Annotated in this window: 15 protein-coding genes, 2 pseudogenes and 1 CRISPR repeat array; of the genes and pseudogenes, 12 read left to right on the top strand and 5 right to left on the bottom strand. The window is 62.4% G+C overall.

The window, feature by feature from the left end; genetic code table 11:
• Positions 1 to 101: 101 nt before the first annotated feature.
• From RM530_RS11125 to csb2, 5 genes are read left to right on the top strand one after another with little or no spacing between them, the layout of a single operon-like run.
• Positions 102 to 1421: a WYL domain-containing protein gene (locus RM530_RS11125; RefSeq protein ID WP_311365302.1), complete on the top strand. Its 1320-nt coding sequence runs from the start codon at positions 102 to 104 to the stop codon at positions 1419 to 1421.
• Positions 1414 to 3969: a type I-G CRISPR-associated helicase/endonuclease Cas3g gene (gene cas3g / locus RM530_RS11120; RefSeq protein ID WP_311365301.1), complete on the top strand. Its 2556-nt coding sequence runs from the start codon at positions 1414 to 1416 to the stop codon at positions 3967 to 3969. The genes RM530_RS11125 and cas3g overlap by 8 nt, the downstream gene beginning before the upstream one ends.
• Positions 3959 to 6934, top strand: coding sequence for a type I-G CRISPR-associated protein Cas8g1/Csx17 (cas8g1, locus tag RM530_RS11115; protein WP_311365300.1), 2976 nt, complete (start codon positions 3959 to 3961; stop codon positions 6932 to 6934). The genes cas3g and cas8g1 overlap by 11 nt, the downstream gene beginning before the upstream one ends.
• A 14-nt stretch (positions 6935 to 6948) precedes the next feature.
• Positions 6949 to 7968, top strand: coding sequence for a type I-G CRISPR-associated RAMP protein Csb1/Cas7g (cas7g, locus tag RM530_RS11110; protein ID WP_311365299.1), 1020 nt, complete (start codon positions 6949 to 6951; stop codon positions 7966 to 7968).
• A 5-nt stretch (positions 7969 to 7973) separates the two neighbouring features.
• On the top strand, positions 7974 to 9560 hold the full coding sequence (csb2, locus tag RM530_RS11105; RefSeq protein WP_311365298.1) for a type I-G CRISPR-associated protein Csb2: 1587 nt from the start codon (positions 7974 to 7976) through the stop codon (positions 9558 to 9560).
• Positions 9561 to 9625: 65 nt separating this feature from the next.
• Here csb2 and RM530_RS11100 read toward each other — a convergent pair whose 3' ends face one another.
• Both RM530_RS11100 and RM530_RS11095 read right to left on the bottom strand, forming a co-directional pair.
• A complete protein-coding gene (locus tag RM530_RS11100) occupies positions 9626 to 9994 on the bottom strand; it encodes a PIN domain-containing protein (protein WP_311365297.1) in 369 nt (122 codons plus the stop codon).
• Entirely contained in the window at positions 9991 to 10236 is a 246-nt protein-coding gene (locus RM530_RS11095) for a ribbon-helix-helix domain-containing protein (protein WP_311365296.1), read from the bottom strand. The genes RM530_RS11100 and RM530_RS11095 overlap by 4 nt, the downstream gene beginning before the upstream one ends.
• Before the next feature lie 65 nt (positions 10237 to 10301).
• Between RM530_RS11095 and cas4g/cas1g the strand changes: the two are divergent.
• Both cas4g/cas1g and cas2 read left to right on the top strand, forming a co-directional pair.
• Positions 10302 to 12020, top strand: a pseudogene (cas4g/cas1g, locus tag RM530_RS18740) (CRISPR-associated endonuclease Cas4g/Cas1g).
• A gap of 7 nt (positions 12021 to 12027) precedes the next feature.
• Positions 12028 to 12318, top strand: coding sequence for a CRISPR-associated endonuclease Cas2 (gene cas2 / locus RM530_RS11080; RefSeq protein ID WP_311365294.1), 291 nt, complete (start codon positions 12028 to 12030; stop codon positions 12316 to 12318).
• A 210-nt stretch (positions 12319 to 12528) separates the two neighbouring features.
• Positions 12529 to 14395: a CRISPR direct-repeat array (repeat unit 36 nt; unit sequence GTTGCTCTGCGGCGAAAGCCGCAGCCTCATTGAAGC).
• A gap of 200 nt (positions 14396 to 14595) precedes the next feature.
• On the opposite strand, the pseudogene RM530_RS18995 reads toward cas2, so the two are convergent.
• A pseudogene (locus RM530_RS18995) lies at positions 14596 to 15117 on the bottom strand (GGDEF domain-containing protein); the annotation flags it as partial.
• A 213-nt stretch (positions 15118 to 15330) separates the two neighbouring features.
• Here RM530_RS18995 and RM530_RS11075 point away from each other — a divergent pair.
• The 5 genes from RM530_RS11075 to RM530_RS11055 all read left to right on the top strand — a co-directional run bounded on the left by RM530_RS11075 (position 15331) and on the right by RM530_RS11055 (position 21178).
• Positions 15331 to 15627 (top strand): hypothetical protein, encoded by a 297-nt coding sequence (locus tag RM530_RS11075; RefSeq protein WP_311365293.1) that lies wholly within the window; start codon positions 15331 to 15333, stop codon positions 15625 to 15627.
• A gap of 198 nt (positions 15628 to 15825) precedes the next feature.
• Positions 15826 to 16350, top strand: a complete 525-nt coding sequence (locus tag RM530_RS11070) for a hypothetical protein (RefSeq protein WP_311365292.1) — start codon at positions 15826 to 15828, stop codon at positions 16348 to 16350.
• Positions 16351 to 16830: 480 nt separating this feature from the next.
• On the top strand, positions 16831 to 18294 hold the full coding sequence (zwf, locus tag RM530_RS11065; protein ID WP_311365291.1) for a glucose-6-phosphate dehydrogenase: 1464 nt from the start codon (positions 16831 to 16833) through the stop codon (positions 18292 to 18294).
• 321 nt (positions 18295 to 18615) lie between these two features.
• Positions 18616 to 19785 carry a YecA family protein gene (locus RM530_RS11060; protein ID WP_311365290.1) on the top strand — a complete coding sequence of 390 codons (1170 nt, stop codon included), beginning with the start codon at positions 18616 to 18618 and terminating at the stop codon, positions 19783 to 19785.
• 355 nt (positions 19786 to 20140) lie between these two features.
• Positions 20141 to 21178, top strand: coding sequence for a sodium:calcium antiporter (locus RM530_RS11055; protein ID WP_311365289.1), 1038 nt, complete (start codon positions 20141 to 20143; stop codon positions 21176 to 21178).
• 37 nt (positions 21179 to 21215) lie between these two features.
• On the opposite strand, the gene RM530_RS11050 is transcribed toward RM530_RS11055, so the two are convergent.
• On the bottom strand, positions 21216 to 23021 hold the full coding sequence (locus RM530_RS11050) for an alpha-amylase family glycosyl hydrolase (RefSeq protein ID WP_311365288.1): 1806 nt from the start codon (positions 23019 to 23021) through the stop codon (positions 21216 to 21218).
• A 261-nt stretch (positions 23022 to 23282) separates the two neighbouring features.
• Entirely contained in the window at positions 23283 to 24395 is a 1113-nt protein-coding gene (locus RM530_RS11045; RefSeq protein ID WP_311365287.1) for a DNA topoisomerase IB, read from the bottom strand.
• Between the last annotated feature and the right edge of the window lie 977 nt (positions 24396 to 25372).

Raw genomic sequence — 25372 nt, 5'->3', positions numbered from 1 at the left:
ATCGAAACCATATTCGAGCTTCACAAGAGGCTGGCGGCGAACCGGCGCTTCGGCATTCCCGCGCAAACCTTGCGCGAGGAAATCGGCTGCGGTCCACGCGTTTGAAACGGGCGATCAGCTTCCTGCGCGACGTGCTGCAGGCACCGTTGATTGCCGACCAGGCAAGAGGCGTCTACCGCTATGAATCGGAAGGCATCTATGAGCTACCCGGCCTCTGGTTCAGCAGCGAAGAACTCGCCGCCCTGTTGATTGTCGACCAGGTTCTGGAACAACAGCCCATCGGGCTGCTGTCCGAAGCGCTGCGGCCGCTACGCGGCAAGATCGAAACGCTGCTGCACAAAACCGGTGCCGAAACCCCGCAATGGGACTCCCGTCTGCGGCTGCTGCGCATGGCCGCCCGGCCTGCCGGAGACCGGTTCTCGATCGTGGCGGACGCGCTGGTTCGCCGACGCCGCCTGCTCATCGACTATCACGCCCGCAGCGACGACCGCATGCCGCGACCCCGCACGGTGTCGCCACAACGGCTGGCCCACTATCGCGACAACTGGTATCTGGACGCCTGGTGTCACAAACGAAGCGATCTGCGCACCTTCGCCCTGGACCGCATCATCACAGCGGAAATCATCGACACGCCCGCGCAGGAAATCGACGCTGATCAGCTCGACGACGTGTTCGCCACCAGCTACGGCATCTTCGCCGGCCAGCCCACGGCAACCGCCGTATTGCGCTTCTCTCCCCATATCGCCCGCTGGGTCAGCGCCGAGACCTGGCACCCGCAGCAACAGGACGAGCGCCATGAAAACGGCTCGCTGACCCGCAGCTTTCCCTTTCACCGCACGGAGGAACTGCTGATGGACATCCTGCGCTACGGCCCGGACGTGGAAGTGCTGGAACCGCCCTCCTTGCGTGATGCAGTTGCGGATCGTCTGCGTGCCGCGCTTTCCCGTTACCCAGCAAGCGACACGGCAGGTCGCCTCACTCCAAGAAGTGCGCGCAACAGCGTCCTGCTGGATGTACTCGTGGATCGCAAACCTTGGTCCAAGCCTGCGGCTGCCCTGCTGGGACTTTGCGACCGCCAGATCATCCGTGGCTGCCTGCCTGCGTCTTCAGTGGGCACCGTCTACTTCCTCATCAAACGCGAGCACGGCCCGCGCCGCGCACGTGCGATTGTGAGCGAGCTGCTCGGCATTCTCCGCGTGCTGCCGGTAGACGAATCAACCATCGCCGAAGCTCTGACTGCGAACTGGCCCGACTTTGAAGACGCTGTTTTCCACGCCTCCGCACGACAGGCGGGCGTCACCCACATAGCGACGCGAAATGTGAAGGACTTTCGCAAGGCGTCGCTTCAGATCTGCGACCCTGAAACCTTGCTTGCCGCACTGAGCCGTTCAGAAATCGGTAGCGACGCGCGCCATGACTAAGTCATTCGATGCGCTTTTCAGGGCTGCATGCGGTCGGGAATCCGATCTTACATTCGCACCTTTTGAATACCAGCGAAGGCTCGCTACCGACAGCTGGAATGGCGAGGCTTGGCCAGACCTGCTCAACGTTCCCACCGGCCTCGGAAAGACTGCGGCAGTCACGCTAGCCTGGCTGTACAAGCGCGGCTGGCGCGCCGGGGAGCGCAGTGAGATTCCGGACGCTTGCACGCCACGCCGCCTGATTTGGTGCTTGCCCATGCGGGTGCTGGTGGAACAGACCGAACGCAGCATTCGCGACTGGCTCTCCCGTCTTGGAATAGACGGTGACGTCGGGACCGGCAAAGTGTCAGTGCATGTGCTCGCCGGTGGCGCCGAGGACGTGAAGACCTGGGCCGAACACCCCGAAGAAGACATGATCCTCATCGGCACCCAGGACATGCTGTTGTCCCGCGCATTGATGCGCGGCTACGGCATGAGCCGCTACCTGTGGCCGGTGCACTTCGCGATGTTGCACAACGACGCGATGTGGGTATTCGACGAGGTTCAACTGATGGGGCCGGGCTTGATCACCGGCGTACAGCTCGAAGCCTTCCGCCGCGAACTGGCCTGTGCCCGCAACAGCCGCAGTCTTTGGGTTTCCGCAACGCTCGACCGGGCTTGGATGAAAACTGTGGATTTCGATCCCGACGCGCTCGCCTTGCTGCAACTGAGCGAGGAGGAAAAAAGCGCCGAGACGGTCAGCGCGCGGCGCGATTCCATTAAGCCGCTGGCCGCTTGCAGCGCGAGTCTGCGCGCGGATGGCAAGGCGGCCTTGGCGTCCTATTTTCAGGAACTGGCAACTCAGGTTCTTGCCGCTCAGCGGCAACGGCCCGGAACGACCACGCTGGCGATTCTCAACACCGTCGCGCGCGCGCAGGGCTTGTTCGATGAAATAACCAAGCGTCTATCGCCCCCGCCCTCGAAGAAGCGAAAAGGCGCAGCAGACGATCCGCCATCGCTTTCGGATGCGCCCGAACTTTTGCTCGTGCACTCGCGTTTTCGCGCCCAGGAGCGCAAGGCGCTCAACGACAAACTGGCAACGCTGCCCAATCCGCACGGCCCCGGCCGCATCATCGTCGCCACGCAGGCCGTGGAAGCCGGAGTCGATCTATCCTCGCGCGTCCTGTTCACGGAGTTGGCGCCTTTCACATCGATGGTCCAACGCTTCGGCCGCTGCAATCGCTACGGCGAATTCAACGGCTCCGCCGACGCGCAGGTCCATTGGATCGACGTCGCCGATTCCAAACCCTATGAGCCATCCGAACTCGACGAAACCAAGCGCCTGCTGGCACCACTGAGCAGCGTTTCTCCCGCAGCGCTGCCGCCCATCGAAGCCGCCGCACCCTTGTTCCCCGTGCTGCGGCGCAAAGACTTTCTGGACTTGTTCAGTACCGAGGCCGACCTGTCCGGCTTCGATATCGACATTGCCCAGTACATCCGCGACGCGGACGACGCCGATGTCTTGTTGTTCTGGCGCGACTGGTCCGACGCGGATAGCGCAAAGAATCAAGCTTCCGCGCATGCCGACGAATTGTGCCGTGCCGGCCTGGGAGCCGCCAACGAATTGCTCAAGCGCCTGAAAGCGGGGGACGTTTATCGGTGGGACACGCTGGCCCGCGAATGGACGGCGGTTCCGCACCTGGGCAAGCCGCGCCTGCGGCCAGGCATGATCCTCATGGTGCGCACCACGGCCGGCGGCTATACGGAAAAACGCGGCCTTTCGCCGGAGTCGTCGGAGGCGGTCGAGCCGTTCAAGGCCGCGCAAACCGATGCGCTCACTGCTGAAGCGATGGACGACGACCGGCGCAGCCTGCTCGCGCAGGAGGTTTCGCTGACGCGCCATCTGAAGGACGTGGGCAACGAAGCAGAAACCCTCTGCGAATCCTTGAAGGTGCCGGATGCGGCCGCAGTCACCCGGGCGGCGCGATGGCACGACGTGGGCAAAGCACACCAAGCCTTCCAGACGATGCTCAGGGACGCTCATCAACAAGGCCTGCAGCAAGACCTCGGCGACGGCCTCTGGGCCAAGTCCGGCGGCAACTACCGTGGGCGCGTGAATTATCAGGTGGCGGGTGAAGACAAGCCACGCAAGCACTTCCGCCACGAGCTTGCATCCGCGCTCGCCTGGCTGGCGCAACATGACGACGAACCCGATGCGGACCTGATCGCCTACCTGATCGCCGCCCATCACGGCAAAGTCCGCCTATCGCTGCGCGCCCTGCCGAACGAAACCGAACCTCCCGACTCGCGCCTGTTTGCTCGGGGCGTGTGGGACGGCGACGTTTTGCCCGCCTTCCATCTTTCGGACGACGAAACGCTCCCGGAAATTCCCTTGCACCTCGACATCATGCAACTGGGCGGAGGTCGGATGGGACCATCCTGGACCACCCGGACGCAGCGCCTGTTGAAGCGCCACGGGCCCTTCCGCCTCGCCTGGCTGGAGGCACTGGTGCGTATTGCCGACTGGCGGGCCACCCGTGCGGAGCAGGAGGCTGACAGTGAGCACTGAGCGGGAGCACAATTCGAAACATGAGCTGGAAACAAAACATTCAGGCGTGGAGAACGCTCCCGCCGGAAGAGCGGCAGCGGCGCACGCTGGCACAGAGCCCGCTGCAGACCTGGCAGAGCATGGCGTTCGAACGCGAACCGGTGAGCCTCAAACGGCTGCAGGCGCGACACAGACTGCTGATGCAACAATCCCGAGATTCATCACAGCCGCCGGAACGCTGAGTTATACCGAGCTGGCGGAAAAGCTGTCGGAACCGCTGCAACAGCTCGACTACGACATTCGCCAGCGACGATTCTCCGAACGCGTGCTGGACGAAACCCTGCTGCGTGATCTGCATGCCGGGCTGACAGCTGAACTGTTTCCCGATCAGGCAGGCCTCTACCGTCAAACCCAGAACCAGATCCGCGCGCATCAGCCGCCGCCTCCGTTTGAAGTACCGCAACGCATGCGGGACTACTGCCTGAATCTCGCCACCCGCATCGAGCACCTCGGCGGCGAGGCCGACGACCGCCTGCTCGAACTGTTGGCCTACGCGGAAGGCGAGTTTCTGTCGATCCATCCGTTCCCGGACTTCAACGGCCGGATCAGCCGCCTGTGGCTGCTGGAAATCCTGAGGCGCCTGCAATTGCCGCCGGTGACGGTAGTCCCGGCGGACGCACGATTTCGCGTCCGCTACTTCGACGCCCTGGCCGCTGCGGACAGGCGCGATTGGAGACCGCTGATGAGCCTCTGGAAGGAACGCCTCTCGGAACCTCTGCACGTCAACGAAATTCCCTTGCCAGGCTGCACGCCCACGCCACTGGCGTCCTACCTAAAGGCGCTGGCCGTCCTGCGGCTGGTCGCCGAAGCGGGCGACGAGAACGGCGGCGATGCCGAAGCCATGGGTTTCTGGCGCGACGATGTGTTTGTTCTGCGAACGCGGCTGACGGCCGAACAACTTCGCGCTTTCTTTCTCGAGCACTATCGGCCGACACCGCTGGTGGCGCCCTGGAACGGCGGAAGCGGCTTTTATCCCAAGGACAATGCGGACGGCATCCGCGCAATCGGAGAGGCTGCAGCCGAGCGCTTCGCGCCCTACAAGCAGGCCATCGGTGCAGCACGAAAAGTCGTCGCTCAACTGGGCCTGAAAGAAAGCCCCAAGCTGGCTCAGAAAGCGGCGTTCCTGCAGCGGCTGCGCAACATCGCTCCGGAGCCGCTGCTGCGTTGGATGGACTCCGCAGTCATCCTGTCCGGAAACGATCCACGCTATCCGCCGCTGCTGGGCACCGGGGGCAACGACGGCCGATTGGACTTTACCAACAATTTCATGCAGCGCCTGACCGAACTGTTCGACGTTTCCTCCGGCACCGCCCAAAAGGACGCCACAGAAGCCCTGGACAGCGCGCTATGGGGTTCGCAAACGACAAGCTTGTCGGACCGCGCAATCGGACAGTTCTCGCCCGGCGTCGCGGGTGGGCCGAACGCAGCGGCTGGCTTTGAAGGTTCCGCCCGTATCAACATCTGGGATTTCGTGCTGATGCTGGAAGGTGCGGTGCTGTTCGGCGCATCCACTGCGCGCAGGCTGGAATCGGGCGACCCCGCGATCCTCGCCGCACCGTTCACTGTGCGCAGCCGCGCCGGAACCGCCGGCTCGGCCAGCGCGGGAGACGACGGCGACGCACGCGGTGAAATCTGGATGCCTTTGTGGTCAAACCCGTTCAGCATCGACGAACTACGCTCACTACTCTCCGAAGGGCGCGCTGCACTGAATGGAAAAGCGACGCGCGATGGATTGGATTTTGCCCGCGCCGTGGCGCAACTCGGCGTAGACCGTGGCATTGACGGCTTCCAGCGTTACGGATTCTTGATGCGCTCAGGGAAAGCCTTTCTTGCAACGCCCCTACAGCGCGTCCGAGTTAAGCGAAATCCCGACGCCGACCTCATCACCGATCTCGAACAGCGCAACTGGCTCGGCTCGGTTCAACAATACGCTCGCAACGACAACGCACCCAACGCCTTTCGCTCTGCGGCCCGCCGGCTCGACACAGCGTTGTTCGCTTTGTCTCAGCAGTCCAGCCGCGGCGCACTACAAAACGTCCTGCGACAGCTTGGGCGTATCGAGGCAGCACTTAGCCGGAGTCCAAAGTCTCAGGACGCAGTGCGCTCGCCCGTACCGCGGCTTTCGAGTGCCTGGGCCATCAGAGCCGGCGGCGAACGAATGAACGATTCGCTGGAGTTCAGAATTGCTGCTGCCTTGGCCGGGCTGCGGATTGTGGATGGCAAGGGGCGCCGCCGTCTGGATATCCGCACACAGCTCGCGAATGTCAGCGAGTCTTGGAACAAAGACGGCGATCGTGCCTGGACACCGACGTCCGCGCTGGCCACCTGGGGTCCCGGTCCGCTGACTAGGAATCTTGGCGTCATGTTGCGCCGCCGCCGTCTGGAGGCGGCAAAGCTCAACGCGGAAGGTGAAGTGCTAAGTAGCGTCACGGGCGCGACCTGCGATGACGTTGCAGCGTTCCTGGCCGGAACTACCGATGATGTTCGCATCGACGAATTGCTGGGCGGACTTGCCTGTGTCGACCTGTACGAAATTGGGCTTCCCGCCGCGAGTCGGGGGGCAGTGCTGCCACCAGCATTCGCCCTGCTGAAGATTTTCTTCACTTCCGAAAACCTGCTGCACCGCCTGAAATTGAGCTGGCTGCCTGAAGACCGGCCGTTTCATCTTCCCGCCGAAATCCCGGCCCGTCTGGCAGCGGATGATATCGAGGCAGCCATCGGGATCGCCTGGCAGCGTTTGCGGGCCCATGGCGTGAAATTGCCAGGCCGCAACCCGCCGCGCCTGATCGCCGGCCCCGGATACGGCGCCCGCTGGCTCGCCGCGCTCTGCATTCCCTTGACCCAACACGAGACCAAACGACTGATCGAGTCGCTGGAGCTTGAAGCGAAAACCCCTGCTGAAACTGCTACGTCCCGGATCGACTAAAAGGAATCGCAACCATGCCGCTGAACTTCGACTCCCTCGCCAGTGCTCCCCGTCTGCTGCTGGAAGCTCGCCTCCAACCGATTCAGGGCACTCGCTTTCAGCCCACCGGCTTTCCCAATCTCGGACACGCGACCTACGACGGCCCGAACGGCGAACGCATGCTGCTGGTGGAATCGGCGCAAAGCATGGCGAATCGCCTGGAAACGGTCTGCTGGGACAAGGCCGCGGACGACTGGATTGCACCACTCCAGGGACTGCCGCTGGTCAAGGTCCGAGACAAGGACGGCGCGGCTCTGACCAATACCGTACTTGAGGCACACCGCATCAACTCACCCTACATTCTGGAAGGAAAGGACAAGACGGTCTTTAACACGTTGAAATCCGAACTCGCGGGCATGGAAGAGGGGCCGGTCGACATCAAGCAACTCGCTGTCGTGTTGCTGAAGCTCGATACCAATGCCTTGATCCACGGCGTCTTTCTTGCCAAATCCGAGCTGGCTGGCGGTCGGCTACGCCTTCCTCGGGTGCTGTCGTCCTTTATTGAGGCGGAAGACGTGAAGGAAGCACAAAGCGGCGGAGTCAAGAATGATCATGTGAACCCTTCCGGCGACACCGCCCGCGGCTTCGGCAACGTTCCGTTCGCCCGATCCGAATTCACATCGCCCAAGATCGTCGCGTACTTCAATCTCGACCTCGCTCAGATTCGCGCTTTTGGACTCGGCACTACCGTTTCCGAGCTGCTGATCGCCCTCTCGCTTTTCAAGATCCAGGCCTTGTTGAGTTCCGGCTTACGCCTGCGCACCGCCTGCGACCTGGAGGTCAATGAAGAACCGGGCCTTATCGTCACACGCCCCCTCGACTTTGAGATGCCCAGCCTTTCGGACCTGGAATCGGCACTACCCGAATTGATCGCCCAGGTCGCTGAAGAGCAGCAGTGGCCTCAGCGCACCGCAACGACGCTGACCTGGGAGCCGACGACCAAAGCCAAGAAAGGAAAAGCGGACGCGCCTGCCGATACCGAAGCGGCAGACTGATACCGATGCTCGCCATCGCCTTCACCTTCCCGGCGGGACGCTACCACGCGACACCCTGGGGCCGGCACGTCAACGAAGCGGACGTCGCCTGGCCACCGGACCTGTGGCGCCTGAGCCGTGCGTTTATCGCAACGTGGTACCGCAAACTCGATGGACAGTTTTCGCGGGATCAGCTTCACGGCTTGCTGGCCAGCCTGGCGGAAGCCGAGCCACCCTCGTATCGGCTCCCGGAGCACGTGATTCACGCCCATACCCGGCACTACATGCCCGGAAAAGGCGACAAAAAGACGCTCGTATTCGATGCGTTTGCCCGACTTTCACCTGACGATGCCCTCGTAATCGCTTGGCAAAACCTATCGCTGAATACAGAGCAATACACGCTTCTGGACGCCCTTCTAGTCAATCTCGGCTACCTGGGGCGGGCCGAATCCTGGGTCGAGGCCCGCCGGATCGACGATGCCGCCGAGTACAGCTACAACTGCGTACCGACCGATCTTGATATCGACATCGAAACCGGAGAGGTCACGGGCGAAATCGTGCGCTTGCTGGCGCCTCAGCCACCAAGCGAATATGAAAACTTTCGCGGCGCACAGCTCACCCAGGCAGGCATTGCCACGGAATCGCAAGGGCACCGAAAGAAGCTCAAGTCGGACCAGAAACGCTTGCTCTCGACCCTGCCTCCGGAATGGATCGACGCCATGGCGGTCGATACCAGCGAGCTGCAGGCAGCCGGCTGGAGTGCACCGCCCTGCGCTCGCACCATCAGTTATCGGCGCCCACTGCAGGCCCTGAAAACAGCCGCCAGCAAAACGACGGTGCGCCCCACGGACGGGCAAGCAAAAACAGTGATGACCACTGCGCGGTTCGCGCTGTACGGCAAGCCGCTGCCACGCATAGAAGACGCGATCCGTATCGGCGAAGCCTTGCGCCGTGCCGCGAACATCAAAGCGAACCATGTTCTGCCGGCGAAATTGCTCCCTCCGGAACTTTCGGGACACGACTTGCCGGAAGCCAACCGGCACGGCCATGCGTTCTGGCTGCCGGAGGACGCCGACGACGATGGCGCCATCGATCACCTGCTCGTACACGTTCCCGACCACCTGACCCAGGACGCGGTACGACTGTTGACCTCACTGCGCGCATTGAAGCGTGACGAGGGCGAACCCTTGCGCCTGATATTGGAGGGGCTCGGCCCGGCATCCGCGTTCCAGTCAATATCCCGATACGCCGAGCGCGCTTGCACATGGCGCAGCGTCACGCCCTATTTGTACCCGTGGCACCTCAAGAAGCCGGAGCTTCGAGATCCTGGCGCAGCGTGGGCTGCGATCAAGCAGCAACTTCGCAAGGAGTGGTCGATGCGCGGCGCGGGCCTGCCGGAGATCGAACATATCGAGGAACTGCCGGAAATTGCAGCCGGGGGCCGCAAGCTCCGCGCACTCCGCTTTCACCGCTTCCGTGGGAAACGTGGCCTCACGCAGCCGGACACGCACGGGCGGCTGTTGAAAATCCGCTTTGCCTCCGCCGTCCGGGGCCCGGTGGCATTGGGGTTTGGGTGCCATTTCGGCTTAGGAATGTTTCAACCACTGGAATGAACAGTCGAGACCCAGCTATCGCGCCAATGCAGAAGCCCAGCGGAAAAACGTGCTACGCCCTGTGGTCACAACCGATAAGGCACCCAAACCTCCGGCGTGCCACCAGCCTGAAAGTCGCGGGTATTGCGCGTGACCAGCGCCAGTTCGTGGTGCTTGGCGATGGCGGCCTGTAGCGCATCCGGCAATTTCCAGCGCTGCGTGCGCCGCATTGCAGCGGCGGTGTCCGCCACTTCGACGGTCACCGGAAAGGTGACGAAGACATTCAAGAGCGCCAACGCCAGGCGCGCGCCATCCTCATCGAAGCCAGCGAGGACTTCGGCACGCGTGATGACGGAGATTGCGCAAGCGTCGCCGTGTTCTGCCAAGAATCCTGTCGCGGCTTGGATGCCGTTGAAATGGTCAATCAGGACCACCGAGTCCAACAGGTACTTCAACCGGCGGGGCCCCATTCGTCACGAAGGCGTTGCTGGTAGGTCAGCCCGTCACCATTTCGCCAAATACCGGAGGTCTCTGCCAAGGCGGTCTGCAGGGTCGGTCGCGAGAGGCTTTCTTCGCGCAGACGATAGTCGCGGATGGCTTGCCGCACCAGTTCGGTCATGGGGATATGACGCAGCCGTGCCTCGTGGTCGAGCCACGCCTTGTCATCTGCATCCAGAGTGATAAGGGTTCTACGCATGGGCAACATGATATCAATTCTTGAGGATTTCGATATCGCCTGGCGACGCAGCTTGGAGGCACCCCATGCTGCATGACGGCCCGATCCAGCAGGAACTCGCGCTGCCGTTTCCAGAGCTGAGCGGCGATCAGCCGCTATTGCCGGCGCGGATGGTCAATGAATACGTGTATTGCGCTCGCCTCGCCTACCTGGAATGGGTGCAGGGTGAATGGGCGGATTCGGCCGATACGGTGGACGGCCGGCGCCGGCACAAACGTGTGGATGCTGGCGGCAAGGATGTCCTGCCCGCGCCCGAGGACGTGACGGAAGACAGCCGCATCCATGCCCGTTCGATCACCTTGTCCAGCAACCGCTACGGCGTAATCGCGAAGCTGGATCTGATCGAGGCGGATGAGGGCCGCGTGGTGCCGGTGGACTACAAGCGCGGCAAGCGTCCGCACATTGCCAAGGCGGCTTACGACCCGGAACGGGTGCAGCTTTGTTTACAGGGTCTGCTACTCCAGGACCAGGGTTATGAATGCACCGAGGGCGTATTGTATTTCGTGGAATCGCGAGAACGCGCGCCGGTCCCGTTCGACGAGGAACTTCAGCAACTGGCGCTGTCAGCCCTGCATGGCTTGCGCGGCATCGCCCTGGGCGGCCGCATTCCACCGCCGCTGGACGATTCGCCCAAATGCCCGCGCTGCTCGCTGGTGAGCATTTGTCTACCGGACGAGGTGAACTATTTGCGCCGTGGCGTCACGCCGCCGCGGGCGATTGCAGTGGGCGTCTCCGAATCGATGCCGGTCTACGTGCAGGCGAACAAGGCCAAGGTCGCCTAGAGCGGCGACAACCTCGAAATCAGCGTGGACGACAAAGCCGTTGCGCGCCCTCGCCTCGCGGAAATCTCCCACCTGATTCTGCACGGCAACGTCTACGTCACCACGCCGACGCTGCATGAATTGATGCGGCGCCAGATCCCGGTGTCCTGGCACAGCTACGGCGGCTGGTTCCTGGGTTACACCGCTGGCATCGGCCACAAGAATGTGGAACTGCGAATCGCGCAGCACCGCGGTGCGGACGATGAAAACATCTGCCTCACTCTGGCCAAGGGCTGGGTACGCGCCAAACTGGTCAACAGCCGAGTGATGCTGCGCCGCAACTGGCGCGGCACCACGCCGGTGGACCCATTCCTGAGCCAACTCGAACATGCCATCAAAGCCTGCGTGCGCGCGCGCAGTCTCGAATCGCTACTGGGGATCGAAGGCAACGGAGCGTCCATCTACTTCGGCGCCTTCGCCCAATTGATCAAACGCGAAGGCGAGGCGAACTTCGCCTTCGACTTTCATCGCCGCAATCGCCGCCCACCGGCGGACCCGGTGAACGCCTTGCTGTCCTTCGCCTACGCCATGCTCAGCCGCACGCTGACGAACACATTGACCACAGTGGGATTCGACGCCTACCGCGGCTTCTACCATCAACCGCGGTACGGTCGGCCGGCATTGGCGCTGGACCTGATGGAACCCTTCCGCCCACTGATCGCCGATTCCACCGTACTGCAGGTGATCAACAATGGTGAAGTTCGCCCCACCGATTTCGTCGGCGGCGCTGGCCGCACCAACTTGAGCGACGAAGGGCGCAAACGATTCATCGCCGCGTTCGAACGGCGTTTGTCGCACGAAGTGACGCATCCGCTGTTCGGCTATCGCGTGAGCTATCGTCGCCTGCTGGAGTTGCAATGCCGCCTGCTCGGGCGATTCCTGCAAGGTGAAATGACCGAGAACCCCAACTTCACGACACGGTGAAGCCCGCATGCAAGAACACCTGTACATCGTCACCTACGACATTCGAGACGACAAACGCGGGCGGCGCATCTTCAAGCTGATGAAAGGCTATGGCGAATGGCTGCAATTGTCGGTATTTCAATGCCGACTTTCCGCACGCCGGCAGGCCGAACTGATCCAACTGCTGGACGGAATCATTGTGGACGGGCAGGATCATGTTGTGATGCTGGATTTGGGGCCGGCCGACACCGTCAGACCCAGAGTCATCAGCTTGGGGGTGGCGTTCAAAGCGGTGGCTCGCGAACCCACGATTGTGTAAAGCTATTTTTTTGCCGTAGTGGCGCGAGCACTCCAATGCTGACAAAAAGCCCGGCAGCGCTCGCAGTCGCTTGTTTCCTTAACAATCAGCCGATTACCCGTGTATAAGTCACAATCGCCTCTCTTGTCCGGTGCTGAACCGGAACGTGACGCCACAGCGCTCGCAATCCCTGGTTGCAGGCCTTGCGGCCAAACGAATTGCACAGGGGGCGTTGCTCTGCGGCGAAAGCCGCAGCCTCATTGAAGCCGTGATATTCAGATCGCGGACCCCTTGATCTGTGAGCTGTTGCTCTGCGGCGAAAGCCGCAGCCTCATTGAAGCGTTTGTTTGGCCTTGGGCTTTGCCCCGAGGTCGCGCGTTGCTCTGCGGCGAAAGCCGCAGCCTCATTGAAGCCTGATATCCGCTTCCGGGGTCGTTCAGTTCGTTCGGCGTTGCTCTGCGGCGAAAGCCGCAGCCTCATTGAAGCGGTCTTGTCCGCCACGCCGACGAGGATCTGCAGCAGATGTTGCTCTGCGGCGAAAGCCGCAGCCTCATTGAAGCTGATAAGCCCAGCAGACGATGGCCTTACGCCGCATGGTTGCTCTGCGGCGAAAGCCGCAGCCTCATTGAAGCGAGCGCTGTCCGACAGGCGCTGATACCCCTTCCGGGGTTGCTCTGCGGCGAAAGCCGCAGCCTCATTGAAGCATCTGCACGCCGGAATAGGGGGCAGGCCCATACGCTGTTGCTCTGCGGCGAAAGCCGCAGCCTCATTGAAGCCTTTTGCTGCCGAGCCCTTCCGGCTTCGATGGCCGCATGTTGCTCTGCGGCGAAAGCCGCAGCCTCATTGAAGCGGTGTCGATCCGGCTCGACAGGGTGCCGTCCGACGATGTTGCTCTGCGGCGAAAGCCGCAGCCTCATTGAAGCAGGGGGACTCGGCGTGATCGGCAGCGTGTGCATTGCCGGTTGCTCTGCGGCGAAAGCCGCAGCCTCATTGAAGCGTGGAAAAACCGGCTGGTGCTGTCCAGGCCGAGGTCGTTGCTCTGCGGCGAAAGCCGCAGCCTCATTGAAGCCCCGGATACACTTACTCAGACGAACTGTGCTCATATTGGTTGCTCTGCGGCGAAAGCCGCAGCCTCATTGAAGCTTGACAGGATATGCCAGTTCAATCTGTTCAGCGCATGCGTTGCTCTGCGGCGAAAGCCGCAGCCTCATTGAAGCTTGGGTCCAATCGAGGAGGAGGAGGATGAGTTGACAGGTTGCTCTGCGGCGAAAGCCGCAGCCTCATTGAAGCGGCTCAGGACTCTCAGGCGGATCGTCCGGATTGGCTTGTTGCTCTGCGGCGAAAGCCGCAGCCTCATTGAAGCCGGGTCTCTCGCAGAGCTATCTCGCCGCTTACAGTGGGGTCAGTTGCTCTGCGGCGAAAGCCGCAGCCTCATTGAAGCAACATCTCGGCCGAGGAAGCCGGCCAGGCCGTCGCGTTGCTCTGCGGCGAAAGCCGCAGCCTCATTGAAGCGACAGCGATCTATCGGGCGGAGCACTGCGCTACGACTAGTTGCTCTGCGGCGAAAGCCGCAGCCTCATTGAAGCTGCGCGCTGTTAAATGGTGGAACCGACGCCGCTTCGGGTTGCTCTGCGGCGAAAGCCGCAGCCTCATTGAAGCCTTAGCCAACTTAAGCACTTGCACTATGGTATGGGGTGGTTGCTCTGCGGCGAAAGCCGCAGCCTCATTGAAGCCCGTGACGCCCTGGAAGGTGAACCTCACCTGATCGCCGTTGCTCTGCGGCGAAAGCCGCAGCCTCATTGAAGCCCATCGACGCCTAGACGTAAGGTCGCCAGCCCGCCGGTTGCTCTGCGGCGAAAGCCGCAGCCTCATTGAAGCGCTCGTGCTTCGAGGTTTCGGAGTTCCACAGTCAAACTGTTGCTCTGCGGCGAAAGCCGCAGCCTCATTGAAGCGATAGCGACGCCGCCCACAATAGGCAGGTTCTTGCTCAGTTGCTCTGCGGCGAAAGCCGCAGCCTCATTGAAGCGTCGCAAAGCGGTGGCTGCCTACGTTCGTGGAGAGGGTTGCTCTGTGGCGAAAGCCGCAGCCTCATTGAAGCGCTCGAACGGGGATCGCTGTCAATACCGGTCTGGACTGCTCTCCGACAACATCCTTGGGCAATACGCTCCAAGTAATCGGGCGACTGCTAAGAATCTCGATCTGCCCTTTGGACTCAGCGCCCTCAGGATCGTCGAGGAGCGTCTCGTTCGTCACATTTTTTGCGCCGGCCAGTCCCCAGAGACCAACCCAGGCGTTTCGCCCTGAGTCTTTGGCGGCATACAGCGCGCGGTCGGCGATGCGGGTGACGTCCTGCCAGCTGGTCGGTCCCGTCGCTGTGCGGTGCAGGCCCGCAAAGAACGGGTAGGGCGCGAATCCAATCGAGATCGTCAGCTGGATACGATGCTTTTCGGACACGTCGATCGGCCAACGTGAGGCTGCCAGACGCAAACGCTCGGCCAGCGCACTGGCCTGCTGAGCATCGAGGTTCTTGCAGACCACCAGGAACTCCTCGCCGCCCCAGCGAGCCAGCAGGTCATCCGGGCGGCAGGCCTTTCCAAGCCGCGCGGCCAGCTCCCGCAGCGCCCGGTCGCCTGCGTCGTGGCCGAACCGGTCGTTGATGCTCTTGAACTTGTCGATATCGATCAGCATCAGAACGCCATTGGCTTCCGGAGCGCCTGAACATTCCATCAAGCTTTCGGTGGCAGCACGGCGGTTGAGCAGGCCGGTGAGCACGTCCACGGTGCTCAGCACCTTGAGTCGGTGGTTGAGCCGGCGCGTCATCACACTGAAGGTCAGACCACCGAAACACAGCAGGAGTGCTACGCCACTGACCCAGTTGCGTACCAGCCGGGCGCGATCGGCACGTAGTGCGCCAAGGGCCTGCTCATGTCGCAGGCGTTCGAGTTCGCTGGCTCCGGCAGCGTCCTGCAGCCGGGCTTGCAAGCCGGCCAGTGAACTCCTTTCGTAATCCCTGAGACTGGACATCTGCAAGCCATGTACGCGTTCTACGGTCTGCATCGCCGCGTCCACCTGCCCCGCCGCAGCAAGTGCCGCCGACAATGCACGCAGGCTGTCCACCAAGGCGCCACGGAAGCTGCTGCCGTCCACCAGGCGCACCGCGGCCCGAGCGCCGTCCAGTGCGGCAAGCGCATTGCCTTGCTCCCGTTGCAGCGTGGAAAGCTTGGCCAGACTCAGGGCTTCACCCTCCGGGTCCGGGAGTTGCCTCTGGCTGGCGATGGCCTCCGTCAACAAGGCCTGTGCCTGCGCGGATCGGCCTTGTTTGCGCAGTAGCGTCGCCCGCTCGGACTTGAGTCGGTCGATGAACATCGTGCTGTTGGTCCGCTGCGCGATCGCCATCGCCTGGTCCAGAGCCACGGCCGCCTCCTCATCGCGTCCGAGTCGAACCAGGTTGGCGGCAAAGTTGTAGAACAGAACATTTCGATCACCACCATCGCCTTCCCGGCTCAGTGCGATGGCTTGCCGGTAGTAATGGTCGGCAAGCTCGGGGGCATCGAGATACTCACTCTGGATCGTCGCCACGTTGTTCAACATCACGCTTTGCGCGACCGCCAGGTCTTCCGCTTCAGCCAATTGGTACGCCTTGAGATACAGGGCTTCGGCGCGGGAAATCTCGCCGGCCACATGAAGACTCGCACCGGCGTTGGACAGGGCGCGCAGTGCAAAATCGTTCGGCATCGGGTGTTCGTCCAGCCGCTGCTGGACCCGCACCGCAGCATCGATCGCGCCCTGCGTGTTGCCGACCATGCCCTCGGCCCGCCCCAGACAGGCCAGCGCCTTGATCTCGTTTTCAACCGTCAGGGAGGCGGCGCCGAGGATCGATTTCGCCAAGTCGACTGCCGCCGCAGGATTGCCGCTTCTCAGCGAAAAGCAACGCAGCACGGCCTCGTCCTGCGGCTCGACCGCCGTCGGTGCGATGTCGGCGGCGCTCACACGCGGCATGACACCCAGGAGCAGCACCAGCAGAACAGGAACGCAACCGCACACTCGCAATGAGAGACCCCTCATGTCAAATGTCTTGCCGATCATTTCCCCTCCCTGTTTCGCCGTACGGGCTCGCGGCCAGCGTGGAACACCAGAAAGCATTCGTCGCACTGCCTACACCTGGCCGAAGCTGAAATTCGTCGAGTCATCGAGAGTTAGCAGACCCTCCACCTCGATTGCGCAGGCTTTCGACGAACGGGGGGCTGGGAATGCCGCCCGGACGCGAACCACCCACAAAGACAATGCGGGCCCGTGGCGTCAGGAGGCCTTGCCTGGATTTCCGGATTCCCGCCGCGCGGGCTCCGGAATGACGACAGAGACCTTGGGCACATCATCAGTCGTGGTGCACGGCGACAGACGATCTGAGACGCCGGCGGCGCAACTTGGCGCCAGCCTTGCTTTGCATACCGTTTGGGTCCGGATGATTTCCAGGCGGTGCGGACCCGTATGCTGGTATTGAGGCAAAAACGTAGCAACAGGGGAGTTCACGCCGTGAAAAAAGTTCCTCCGGGGGTTGGGCCGCGATTCCCGCAAGTGGTCGTGCTGGTGGGTGCCACCGGAGACCTTGCACGGCGCAAACTGCTGCCCGGTCTGTTTCATCTGTCGAAGGCCGGCTTTATTCCCGGCTGCCGCATCATCGGTCTGTCGCTGGACGATCTCGATACCGACGGCTTCCGTCAGATCGTACGCGGCGCGCTGGAGGAATTCTCGACCCGCAAGTTGACGAAGGACGACTGGAATACTTTCGCCAAGACTCTCGACTACGTGCCGCTGTCCGCCGGCACGGAAGCCGTCAAGGCGGCTGTCGAACGGGCGCAGCAATCCTTGTCGGGCGAGTCCCGCCTGCTGCACTACCTCAGCGTACCGCCGAGCGCGGCTCTGCCGGTGGTGCACGCACTCGGTGAAGCGGGGCTGGCGCAACGTTCCCGCATCATCATGGAAAAGCCGTTCGGCACCGATCTCGCCAGTGCCGTGTCGCTCAACAGCAAACTGCACGAGGTCTTCAGCGAAGATCAGATCTTTCGCATCGACCACTTCCTGGGCAAGGAGCCGGCGCAGAATATCCTCGCCTTTCGCTTCGCCAATGGCCTGTTCGAGCCGATCTGGAATCGCAACTTCATCGATCATGTGCAGATCGATGTGCCCGAAACCCTGGGCCTGGGCCAGCGCTCCGCCTTTTACGAACAGACCGGCGCCTACCGCGACATGGTGGTGACCCATTTGTTCCAGATTCTGGCGTTCATGGCGATGGAGCCACCGACCGCGCTGGAGCCCGCACCCATCAGCGAGGAAAAGAACAAGGTATTCCGCAGCATGTTGCCGCTGGACCCGAACAACGTGGTGCGCGCCCAGTACGCCGGCTACCGCACGGAGAAAGGCGTGGACCCGGCGTCCGACACGGAAACCTTTGTCGCGCTGAAATGCCAGATCGACAACTGGCGCTGGGCCGGCGTGCCGTTCTACCTGCGCACCGGCAAACGCCTGGCCGAGGGGCAGCGCATCATTTCCATCGCCTTTCGCGAACCGCCCAAAAGCATGTTCCCGGCCGGTTCCGGCATCGGCTCGCAGGGACCGGATCATCTCACCTTCGATCTCGCGGATGCCTCCAAGGTCTCGTTGTCGTTCTACGGCAAACGCCCCGGACCCGGCATGCGTCTGGACAAGCTGAGCCTGCAGTTCGCGATGCACGATACCGGCCTGATCGGCGATGTGCTCGAAGCCTACGAGCGCCTGATTCTCGATGCCATGCGCGGCGACCACACCCTGTTCACGACGGCCGAAGGCATCGAGCGGCTGTGGGAAGTCTCGGCCCCGCTGCTGGAGAACCCGCCGCCGGTGCGTTTTTACGAACCCGGCTCCTGGGGCCCCAAGGCGATCCACCAGCTGATCGCCCCGCATGCCTGGCGCCTGCCGTTCGAGCGAGCGTGGCGGGCGCCGAATCCCACCGGCGCCTAGGCGCCGATGTGACCGGCTGGCACAGCCAGCCTCATCAACGGGACTCTCCCCGCGCCGGTTCTATCTCGACGCCGCCAGCGTTTGACAGCCGCGGGCGTGCCCTTTGGGTCAGGGCGGTCCGCCCCGCCCGGCGGCCGTTCACCGCCCCAGCTGTCAGGCAAATCTCACAACGAACATGCCGTTTTTGGCTGCTTGATCAGAAAACCTCGCGTTTGAGGGAGTTTTCGCTCGAGTCCATGCCGAAACGAGTGGAAACCGCTAATAAACTTTCACGTCATCGACGATCATCATCCACATGCCCGGCGCATTCCCCGTTCGTGGATGGCTGCAAGCAAAGCATCGGAACTCATGAAAATTGGACGCAACGACCCCTGCCCTTGCGGCAGCGGCAAAAAGTACAAGCGGTGCTGCCTGGCAACGGCGCAACAGGAGACTCAGTCGCCCCTCTACCTGAGCCACATGCGTTTGCGGCGCAAGATCAACGATCTGCCGACACGAATGATGCGATTCGTCGAGGACACTTATGGAACCGAGACTTTCACCGCGGCATTCATCCGGTTCATCGCGCCCAAGCCGAGGCTAGTGGGCTATCAGGACGATTACTTGCCGCTTGCGGGTCCCTGGATGATGCACCACTGGATTCCGGCCCGCGAGGATCTCGAGCTGGCCGACGAGTCCCTCTACGGGCGGACGCCGACACGGGTCTTTCTCGAACGTCGCGGACATCAGCTCTCGACGGATGCGCGACGCTACGTCGAGGCTGCAATGCAGTCTCCTTTCAGCTTCTACGTAGTCGAGGCGTGTCGGCCCGGAATCGACTTGAAGCTTCGGGATCTGTTCACCGACGAGCGGCGCGAAGTTCAAGAGCGGCAGATCTCACTGACCGCCGACGTGGGAGAAATCCTGTTCGCCGTGCTCGTGGACGTCGACGAGTTGTGCATGTTCGAAGCCTGCAACACCGTTCGGCTGCCGGCGGAATGCGAGGTCCTGGTGTCCGAATTGCGTGAGGCGATTCTGGCCGAACATGCGATCTCACCGGCGGACATACCCCACCAACATGGCGAGGCAATCCGTCGGCTCTATGCATCGACCAATGCATTACTGTTGCTGCGGGACGAGGCGGATGCCGTGGGCGGTCATCGCGTAAGGTTCGTGATCGATTGCCCACAGGCAGCGTTCGATGCACTGGCTCCGCTGGACCCGGACCTCAGCCGTGAAGACCTGCTCGCAGGGGCGGAACGGGACGAAGACGGGCGGGTCCTGGCTGCGGATCTCTACTGGGCGGACCCCGATACCGTGGACGGGAGCGTTGGCCACAGCATTATCCGGATCGATCCGCAGTACATCATTGCGGACGCTTTTTCGGAAGGCAGCGCCGTTCGGGTCAAGGAGACGGTGGAGCGGCTGATGGGCGATCAGGCCCGCTATCTGGGCACCGAAAGCTTTCTGCTGAAAATGAAGGCGACGAGACAATCGAACGGATTCACCTAACCCGCATGTTATTTTTATAATTGCAATTATATCAAATAGATAAACGAGATTCCCCCGGTTTTATGAAAAATTCGGGCTAGGCGCATGCGCCACGGACAGGCGATCAGCCTTCCGGAGCGGCGGCATTTATCAGTTCCGGCGGACTGGAGGCCGGCAGCGATCTCGCCTGGCCAGCGCTGGTATAGCGCTCGCGTACGTATTCAATGACTGAGGTCACCCCCGCTTCGGCATTGTCGGGGCGCAGGCGTGAACGGCTGCTAAAGCATGCGATTCATGCTCGGCTCATTCGCGCCGCCCAAGCTCGATCCGATGGCTGTTCGACTTCCATTCCAGACACTGCGGTGAGCCGCTGCCGATGATCGCCGAAATCACCGACAGCCTGTCCCTGACGGTGGTGAGCTTCGTTCTCTCCGGATTTGCAGTTCTGCTGGCCGGACTGAAGCTCACCGAAATCGCCGAACGGCTCGCTGTGCTGACCGGCCTTGGGCAGGCCGTGCTCGGGGCCGTGTTCCTTGGCGCCACCACCTCGCTGTCCGGCACCGTCACCTCGGTGACCGCGGCGCTGTCCGGCCAGGCCGAGCTGGCCTACGGTAATGCCATCGGCGGAATTGCCGCGCAGACCACGTTCCTGGTCATTGCAGACATGCTCTATCGGGGCGTCAACCTGGAACATGCCGCCGCCTCCGAGGAAAACCTGCTGCAAGGGGTCTTGCTGGTGGTGCTTTTGGCGATACCGCTGAGCGCGATGTCCGGTCCCGGCGTGACCGTGCTCGGGCTTGATGTCGCGTCGATCGCGATCGTGGTGATGTATGTCTTCGGCATTCGCCTGGTCTCCATGGCCCACGACTCGCCGATGTGGAGCCCGCGCCAGACGTCTCATACCGCGCCGTCGGAATCCGACGAAACGCCCGACGCGGACGGCAGCCAGACTCACAGACTGTGGTTCTCGTTCTGCATCCTGGCGGCCATCGTCGCGGTCGCCGGCTGGCTGATCGCGCAGACGGGCATGGCGCTGGCCGACCGCACCGGCGTCAGCCAGACCGTGGTCGGCAACCTGCTGACCTCCAGCGTGACCTCGCTTCCCGAGCTGGTGGTGGCGATCGCCGCAGTCCGGCGCGGCGCGCTGGCGCTGGCCGTCGGCGACATTCTCGGAGGCAATGCCTTCGACGTGCTGTTCCTGGTTCTTTCGGACATCGCCTGGCGCGAAGGCTCGATCCATCTCGCCGTTTCCGACAAGCAGGCGCTGTGGCTCGGTCTGAGCATCATCATGGTCGGCGTGATGCTGCTGGGCATGCTGCGCCGCCAGCGCCACGGAATCGCCAATATCGGCTTTGAAGGCGTGCTGGTACTGCTGCTGTACGGCGCCGGCGTCAGCATGATCGTGCTCGGCTGACGACGGTCGATGTGGATCGCGCAAGTGCAGGAACGGTTCACCGGGACGGTGCCAGCCCCTGCTCGGCACTGCGCTCGTACATCTCCTGGACACTGCGCAGATCCGCGTACATCACGCCCCAGGCGGGCAGTCGCAGACGCATGCGGCCGGCGTCGTACTCGTGGGTGAAGGTGAGACTGGTCACCGGACGCAGGACTTCAAACGGCGAAAGATCAAGTTCGACCGGCTCCTCACTGATGTTGAACAGGCACAGCAGGCGTTGCTCGCGATACTCGCGCACCAGGGCCAGCACCTCGGGATGAAGATCCAGCAGCTGCGACTCGCCCGCCTCCAGGGCCGGCTGCAAGGAGCGCCAGTGCATCAGCTCGCGCCAGGTATTGAGCAGGGAACGTGGATCGGACTGCTGCACGTCCACCGCGCGCTCGCGATGCGAATGCGGAATCGGCAACCAGGCCTGGTCGGCCGTCGAGAATCCGGCGAGGTGGCCTTCGCGCGTCCACGGCATCGGCGTACGGGAACCGTCGCGACCCTTCACATCCGGATACAGGCGCTTGCCGAACGGATCCTTGATCTGATCGGCCGGAATGTCCTCGGGAATCCGTGCCTCGGGCAGGCCCAGCTCGTCGCCCTGCCACAGACACAGGGCGCCGGGCAGCGAGATCAGCATGGCCGCCACCATCCGGTGGTAGTCCTCAGGATAGTCTCGCTCCTTGCCACCCCAGTACGAGGTGGTGCGACCATAGTCATGATTGCCCACGATCCAGCAGATCCCGCCCTTGCCGAAATGGGACAACGCCTTTTCGATGATCGTGCTCAGGCGGCTCGCACTGAGCGGCTCGCTGAAGTGCAAGGCGCTGTGATAGGCCAGATGCAGACGATCCGGCCCCTGCGCGTACTGTGCGGCCTGCTCGATCGTGTCTTCGCACAGCGTGACTTCGCCGAGCAGCATCGCCCCCGAGTATTCGTCACAAAGTTCGCGCAGAGGTTTGAGAAATTCAAAGGTCTCCTCGCGGCAGAAGCTGTTGACGAAGCAATGTTCAGCAGCCGGATTGGCCGGATCGATGCCGTCGGGCATTTTCGATCCGGATTCGCGCACCGGGTTGTCGCGCAATTCCAGGTCGTGGCAGTAGAAGTTCACGGCATCCAGACGCATGCCGTCGATGCCGCGATCCAGCCAGAATCGGGCGCGCTTGAGGATCGCTCTGCGAACATCCGGGTTGTGCCAGTTGAGATCGGGCTGGCTTTCGAGAAAGTTGAAAAAATAGTACTGCTGTCGAGATTCGACGAAGTTCCAGCCGGATTCGCCGGTGAACGCCGAACGCCAGTTGTTCGGCGGCCCGCCGTCGGGCGCCGGATCGGCCCAGACATACCAGTCCGCGTACCGATTGTCGCGGCTCTTGCAGCTCTCCTTGAACCAGGGGTGTTCGTCCGAGGTATGGTTCCAGACCATGTCGAGCACGACCTTGATGCCGCGCTGGTGGGCCAGGGCCAGCAGGCAGTCGAACTGCTCCATCGTGCCGAAGGTGCCGCCGATGGTGCGCATGTCAGTGATGTCATAGCCGAGATCGTCCATCGGCGATTCGTAGATCGGCGTCAGCCAGATCGCATCCACACCCAGAGAATCGATGTAGTCGAGGCGCTGGATGACACCACCGAGATCACCGGTGCCGTCGCCGTCGCTGTCCTGGAACGACCACGGCGTGATCTGATAGATCACCGCGTTCTGCCACCATTCGCCGCTGCGGCGCTCGCGCGCGTCATCACGCCAGCTCCAGGTGCGCCGGTTGAGCACCGGTTCCCGCCACCAGGTGCGGCTGTCCATTTCGTCGCGCAGTGTCGTCACTGTCGGAGTCTCGCGATTTCTGGCCATAGGATCCCAGGTTTTGTGCCGGCATGAATTCCCATTGCAGGGCATGGTGCGTCGGCGACACTGAATCGGGACTGTCCGTTGGCGGTCGCCGGAGGCACATCGGGCAGTTCACGTGACGCCCGCCATGTTTGGCGCGGTAGTGCACCATCCGTTCTGTAATTTGGTCTGAGTCGGAAAGGCGACAGACCACCCGCTATTCTTGCGTTGGATTCATTGGCGTGAATGACGAAGGAGTCACGACTGGTCTGTCGAGAGCAGGATAAAGGAGCTTTGTCTGCGGTGGAACTGATTGCCGAACGAGGGCTGGAGGGTGTGCCGGAGGCGTTGGCAGGGTTGATCAATGAAGCGATGCGCCTGGAGCACGAGCGGCACCTGGGTGTCGGTCCGTACGAGCGTAGCGAGCACCGTCGGGTGCACATAGCATTTTCGGCACACCGCAGCGGTATTGCCGAGCCGTTTGGCAACGGCGCGCATGACATCAGCGGCGGCGGTCCGCCGGGCGTGTTCGCTGTCACCGCAGCTCGCTTCGGCCAAGGCATGTGCCGCCAACAAGGTGCCGGCCCAGGTGCGGAAGTCCTTGGCCGTGAAATTCGACTCGGTCGCATCGCGCAGATAGTCGTTCACGTCCGATGAGCTGATCGTGTGGCGCTTCCCCTCGTCGTCCAGATACTGGAACAGGGACTGGCCGGGCAGATCCTGAAGGCGCTTCACAATTCCGGCCAGACGCCGGTCGTCCACCACGACCTCACGCGGCTGACCACTCTTGCCGCGGAACGCGAAGCGCAGACGCCCGCCGTGAACGTCCACGTGGCGACCGCGCAGGGTCGTCAGACCGTAGGCGCGGTTCTCATCGGCATAACGTTGATTGCCGACGCGGATCAGCGCGGTCTCCAACAGCCGCACCACGCTGGCCAGAACCTTGTCGCGTCCCAGACCCTGTTGCCTGAGATCGGCATCCACCCGCTTGCGCAGCGCCGGCAGCGCGTCGGCGAAATCGAGCAGTCGATCGTACTTGGTGTGATCACGCAGCTCGCGCCACAACGGATGGTAGCGATACTGCTTGCGTCCGCGCGCATCCCGTCCGGTGGCCTGAAGATGGCCATTGGCGTCACGACAAATCCAGACGTCTTCGTAGGCGGGCGGGATCGCCAGCTTGCGGATGCGTTCGAGAATTCTTTCGTCGCGCAGCGGCCGGCCGGACAGGCCGACATAACTGAAGCCCTTGCCGCGTCGAACACGCCGGATTCCGCGATCCTGATCCGACACATGGATCAACCCAACACGACGCAGCTGCCGCGCCTGCCGACGTTTCGCGACCCGGGCGTTCGAGTGATCCGGCAAACTCATCCGCCCTTGGAAGCGCTGACGTCCTTGGATCGTTCGCTGACGCGCCTTCATGCCTGACACTCGCCCAGTGGGGCCGCCCAGCGTAGTTGGTGCCGACTGAATCGCCCGGGAACAGACAGGCTCAGCCCGCAGGACGGGCAAGGAAATGGCCGGTTGGACTGGCCCTTTCGTTTCAAGTCTTGCATGTCACGGGGAATCAGCCGCCGCCACCCTCGCCGTCCGCTCCACCGGCGGCGGAAGCGGCCCCTCGATCCCAAGGCTCTCGAGGAAGTGGACGACCAGGCGCGTACGATCTTTCACAGGAAGTGAAAGCGCAGCGTTTTCAATAGATTTGACGCGGACATGTTCATCATTGCCCGACGTGCCGGCGCCACCGGCCGTGAACGGCCGGACCGACCCTCGCCCGAACAAGCCGTACGGCCCACCGAGGGACAGCCTGTCACCGGCGTTCAGGCCGCTCTAGCGCGAACGGCCGGGTGCACACGGGGCACTCGCCTTCCGGAGGCTCCCACAGTTCTACCTTTGCCCTCGTCGGGGACCATCACCCAGCCAAACTTTCCGTACTCCGATTCCTCAGTTTTCTCCAGGACCTGACATCCTTCAACACGGAGGGCGGCCAAGAGTCCATGCAGGTCCGACACCCGCTAGTTGACCATGAACGATGTAGAGCTTGGAGCAACGTTCTGGCCATCCCCGATGAACCAAGCGGTTGTCCCGGCCGTTGGCTGGCCCGAACCATCCACCCAACGAAACGCCGTGCCGCGCCAGTGCCGGCAAGGAGGAAAGAGCAATCGCACCAGCAATTCGTCCGTAACGCATGTGGACTTCCCCCGGCGAAACGTGAAACTGCATAACGGCGCCCAACGAAGATATAGAAAAATCGGGTCTATGACGTTTCGGGTGGAAGGGTGAGGTCCAAGCGGAGTCGGTTTGCCACCGTGAAGGCGTTTGCTATCGCACAGCCGGCAAACGGCTTG

Origin of the sequence: Banduia mediterranea (genome assembly GCF_031846245.1) — a bacterium.
Classification (GTDB): domain Bacteria; phylum Pseudomonadota; class Gammaproteobacteria; order Nevskiales; family Nevskiaceae; genus Banduia; species Banduia mediterranea.
Note: the sequence above shows the minus strand (reverse complement) of the source record. Positions and strands in the feature narration are given on the sequence as shown.

Excerpts from the sequence above, each read along its gene's own strand:
- cas3g (WP_311365301.1), top strand. The coding sequence starts at position 1,414 with ATGACTAAGTCATTCGATGCGCTTTTCAGGGCTGCATGCGGTCGGGAA.
- cas7g (WP_311365299.1), top strand. The coding sequence starts at position 6,949 with ATGCCGCTGAACTTCGACTCCCTCGCCAGTGCTCCCCGTCTGCTGCTG.
- csb2 (WP_311365298.1), top strand. The coding sequence starts at position 7,974 with ATGCTCGCCATCGCCTTCACCTTCCCGGCGGGACGCTACCACGCGACA.
- RM530_RS11095 (WP_311365296.1), bottom strand. The coding sequence starts at position 10,236 with ATGCGTAGAACCCTTATCACTCTGGATGCAGATGACAAGGCGTGGCTC.
- cas2 (WP_311365294.1), top strand. The coding sequence starts at position 12,028 with ATGCAAGAACACCTGTACATCGTCACCTACGACATTCGAGACGACAAA.
- RM530_RS11075 (WP_311365293.1), top strand. The coding sequence starts at position 15,331 with ATGTACGCGTTCTACGGTCTGCATCGCCGCGTCCACCTGCCCCGCCGC.
- RM530_RS11070 (WP_311365292.1), top strand. The coding sequence starts at position 15,826 with ATGGTCGGCAAGCTCGGGGGCATCGAGATACTCACTCTGGATCGTCGC.
- RM530_RS11060 (WP_311365290.1), top strand. The coding sequence starts at position 18,616 with ATGGCTGCAAGCAAAGCATCGGAACTCATGAAAATTGGACGCAACGAC.
- RM530_RS11055 (WP_311365289.1), top strand. The coding sequence starts at position 20,141 with ATGATCGCCGAAATCACCGACAGCCTGTCCCTGACGGTGGTGAGCTTC.
- RM530_RS11045 (WP_311365287.1), bottom strand. The coding sequence starts at position 24,395 with ATGAGTTTGCCGGATCACTCGAACGCCCGGGTCGCGAAACGTCGGCAG.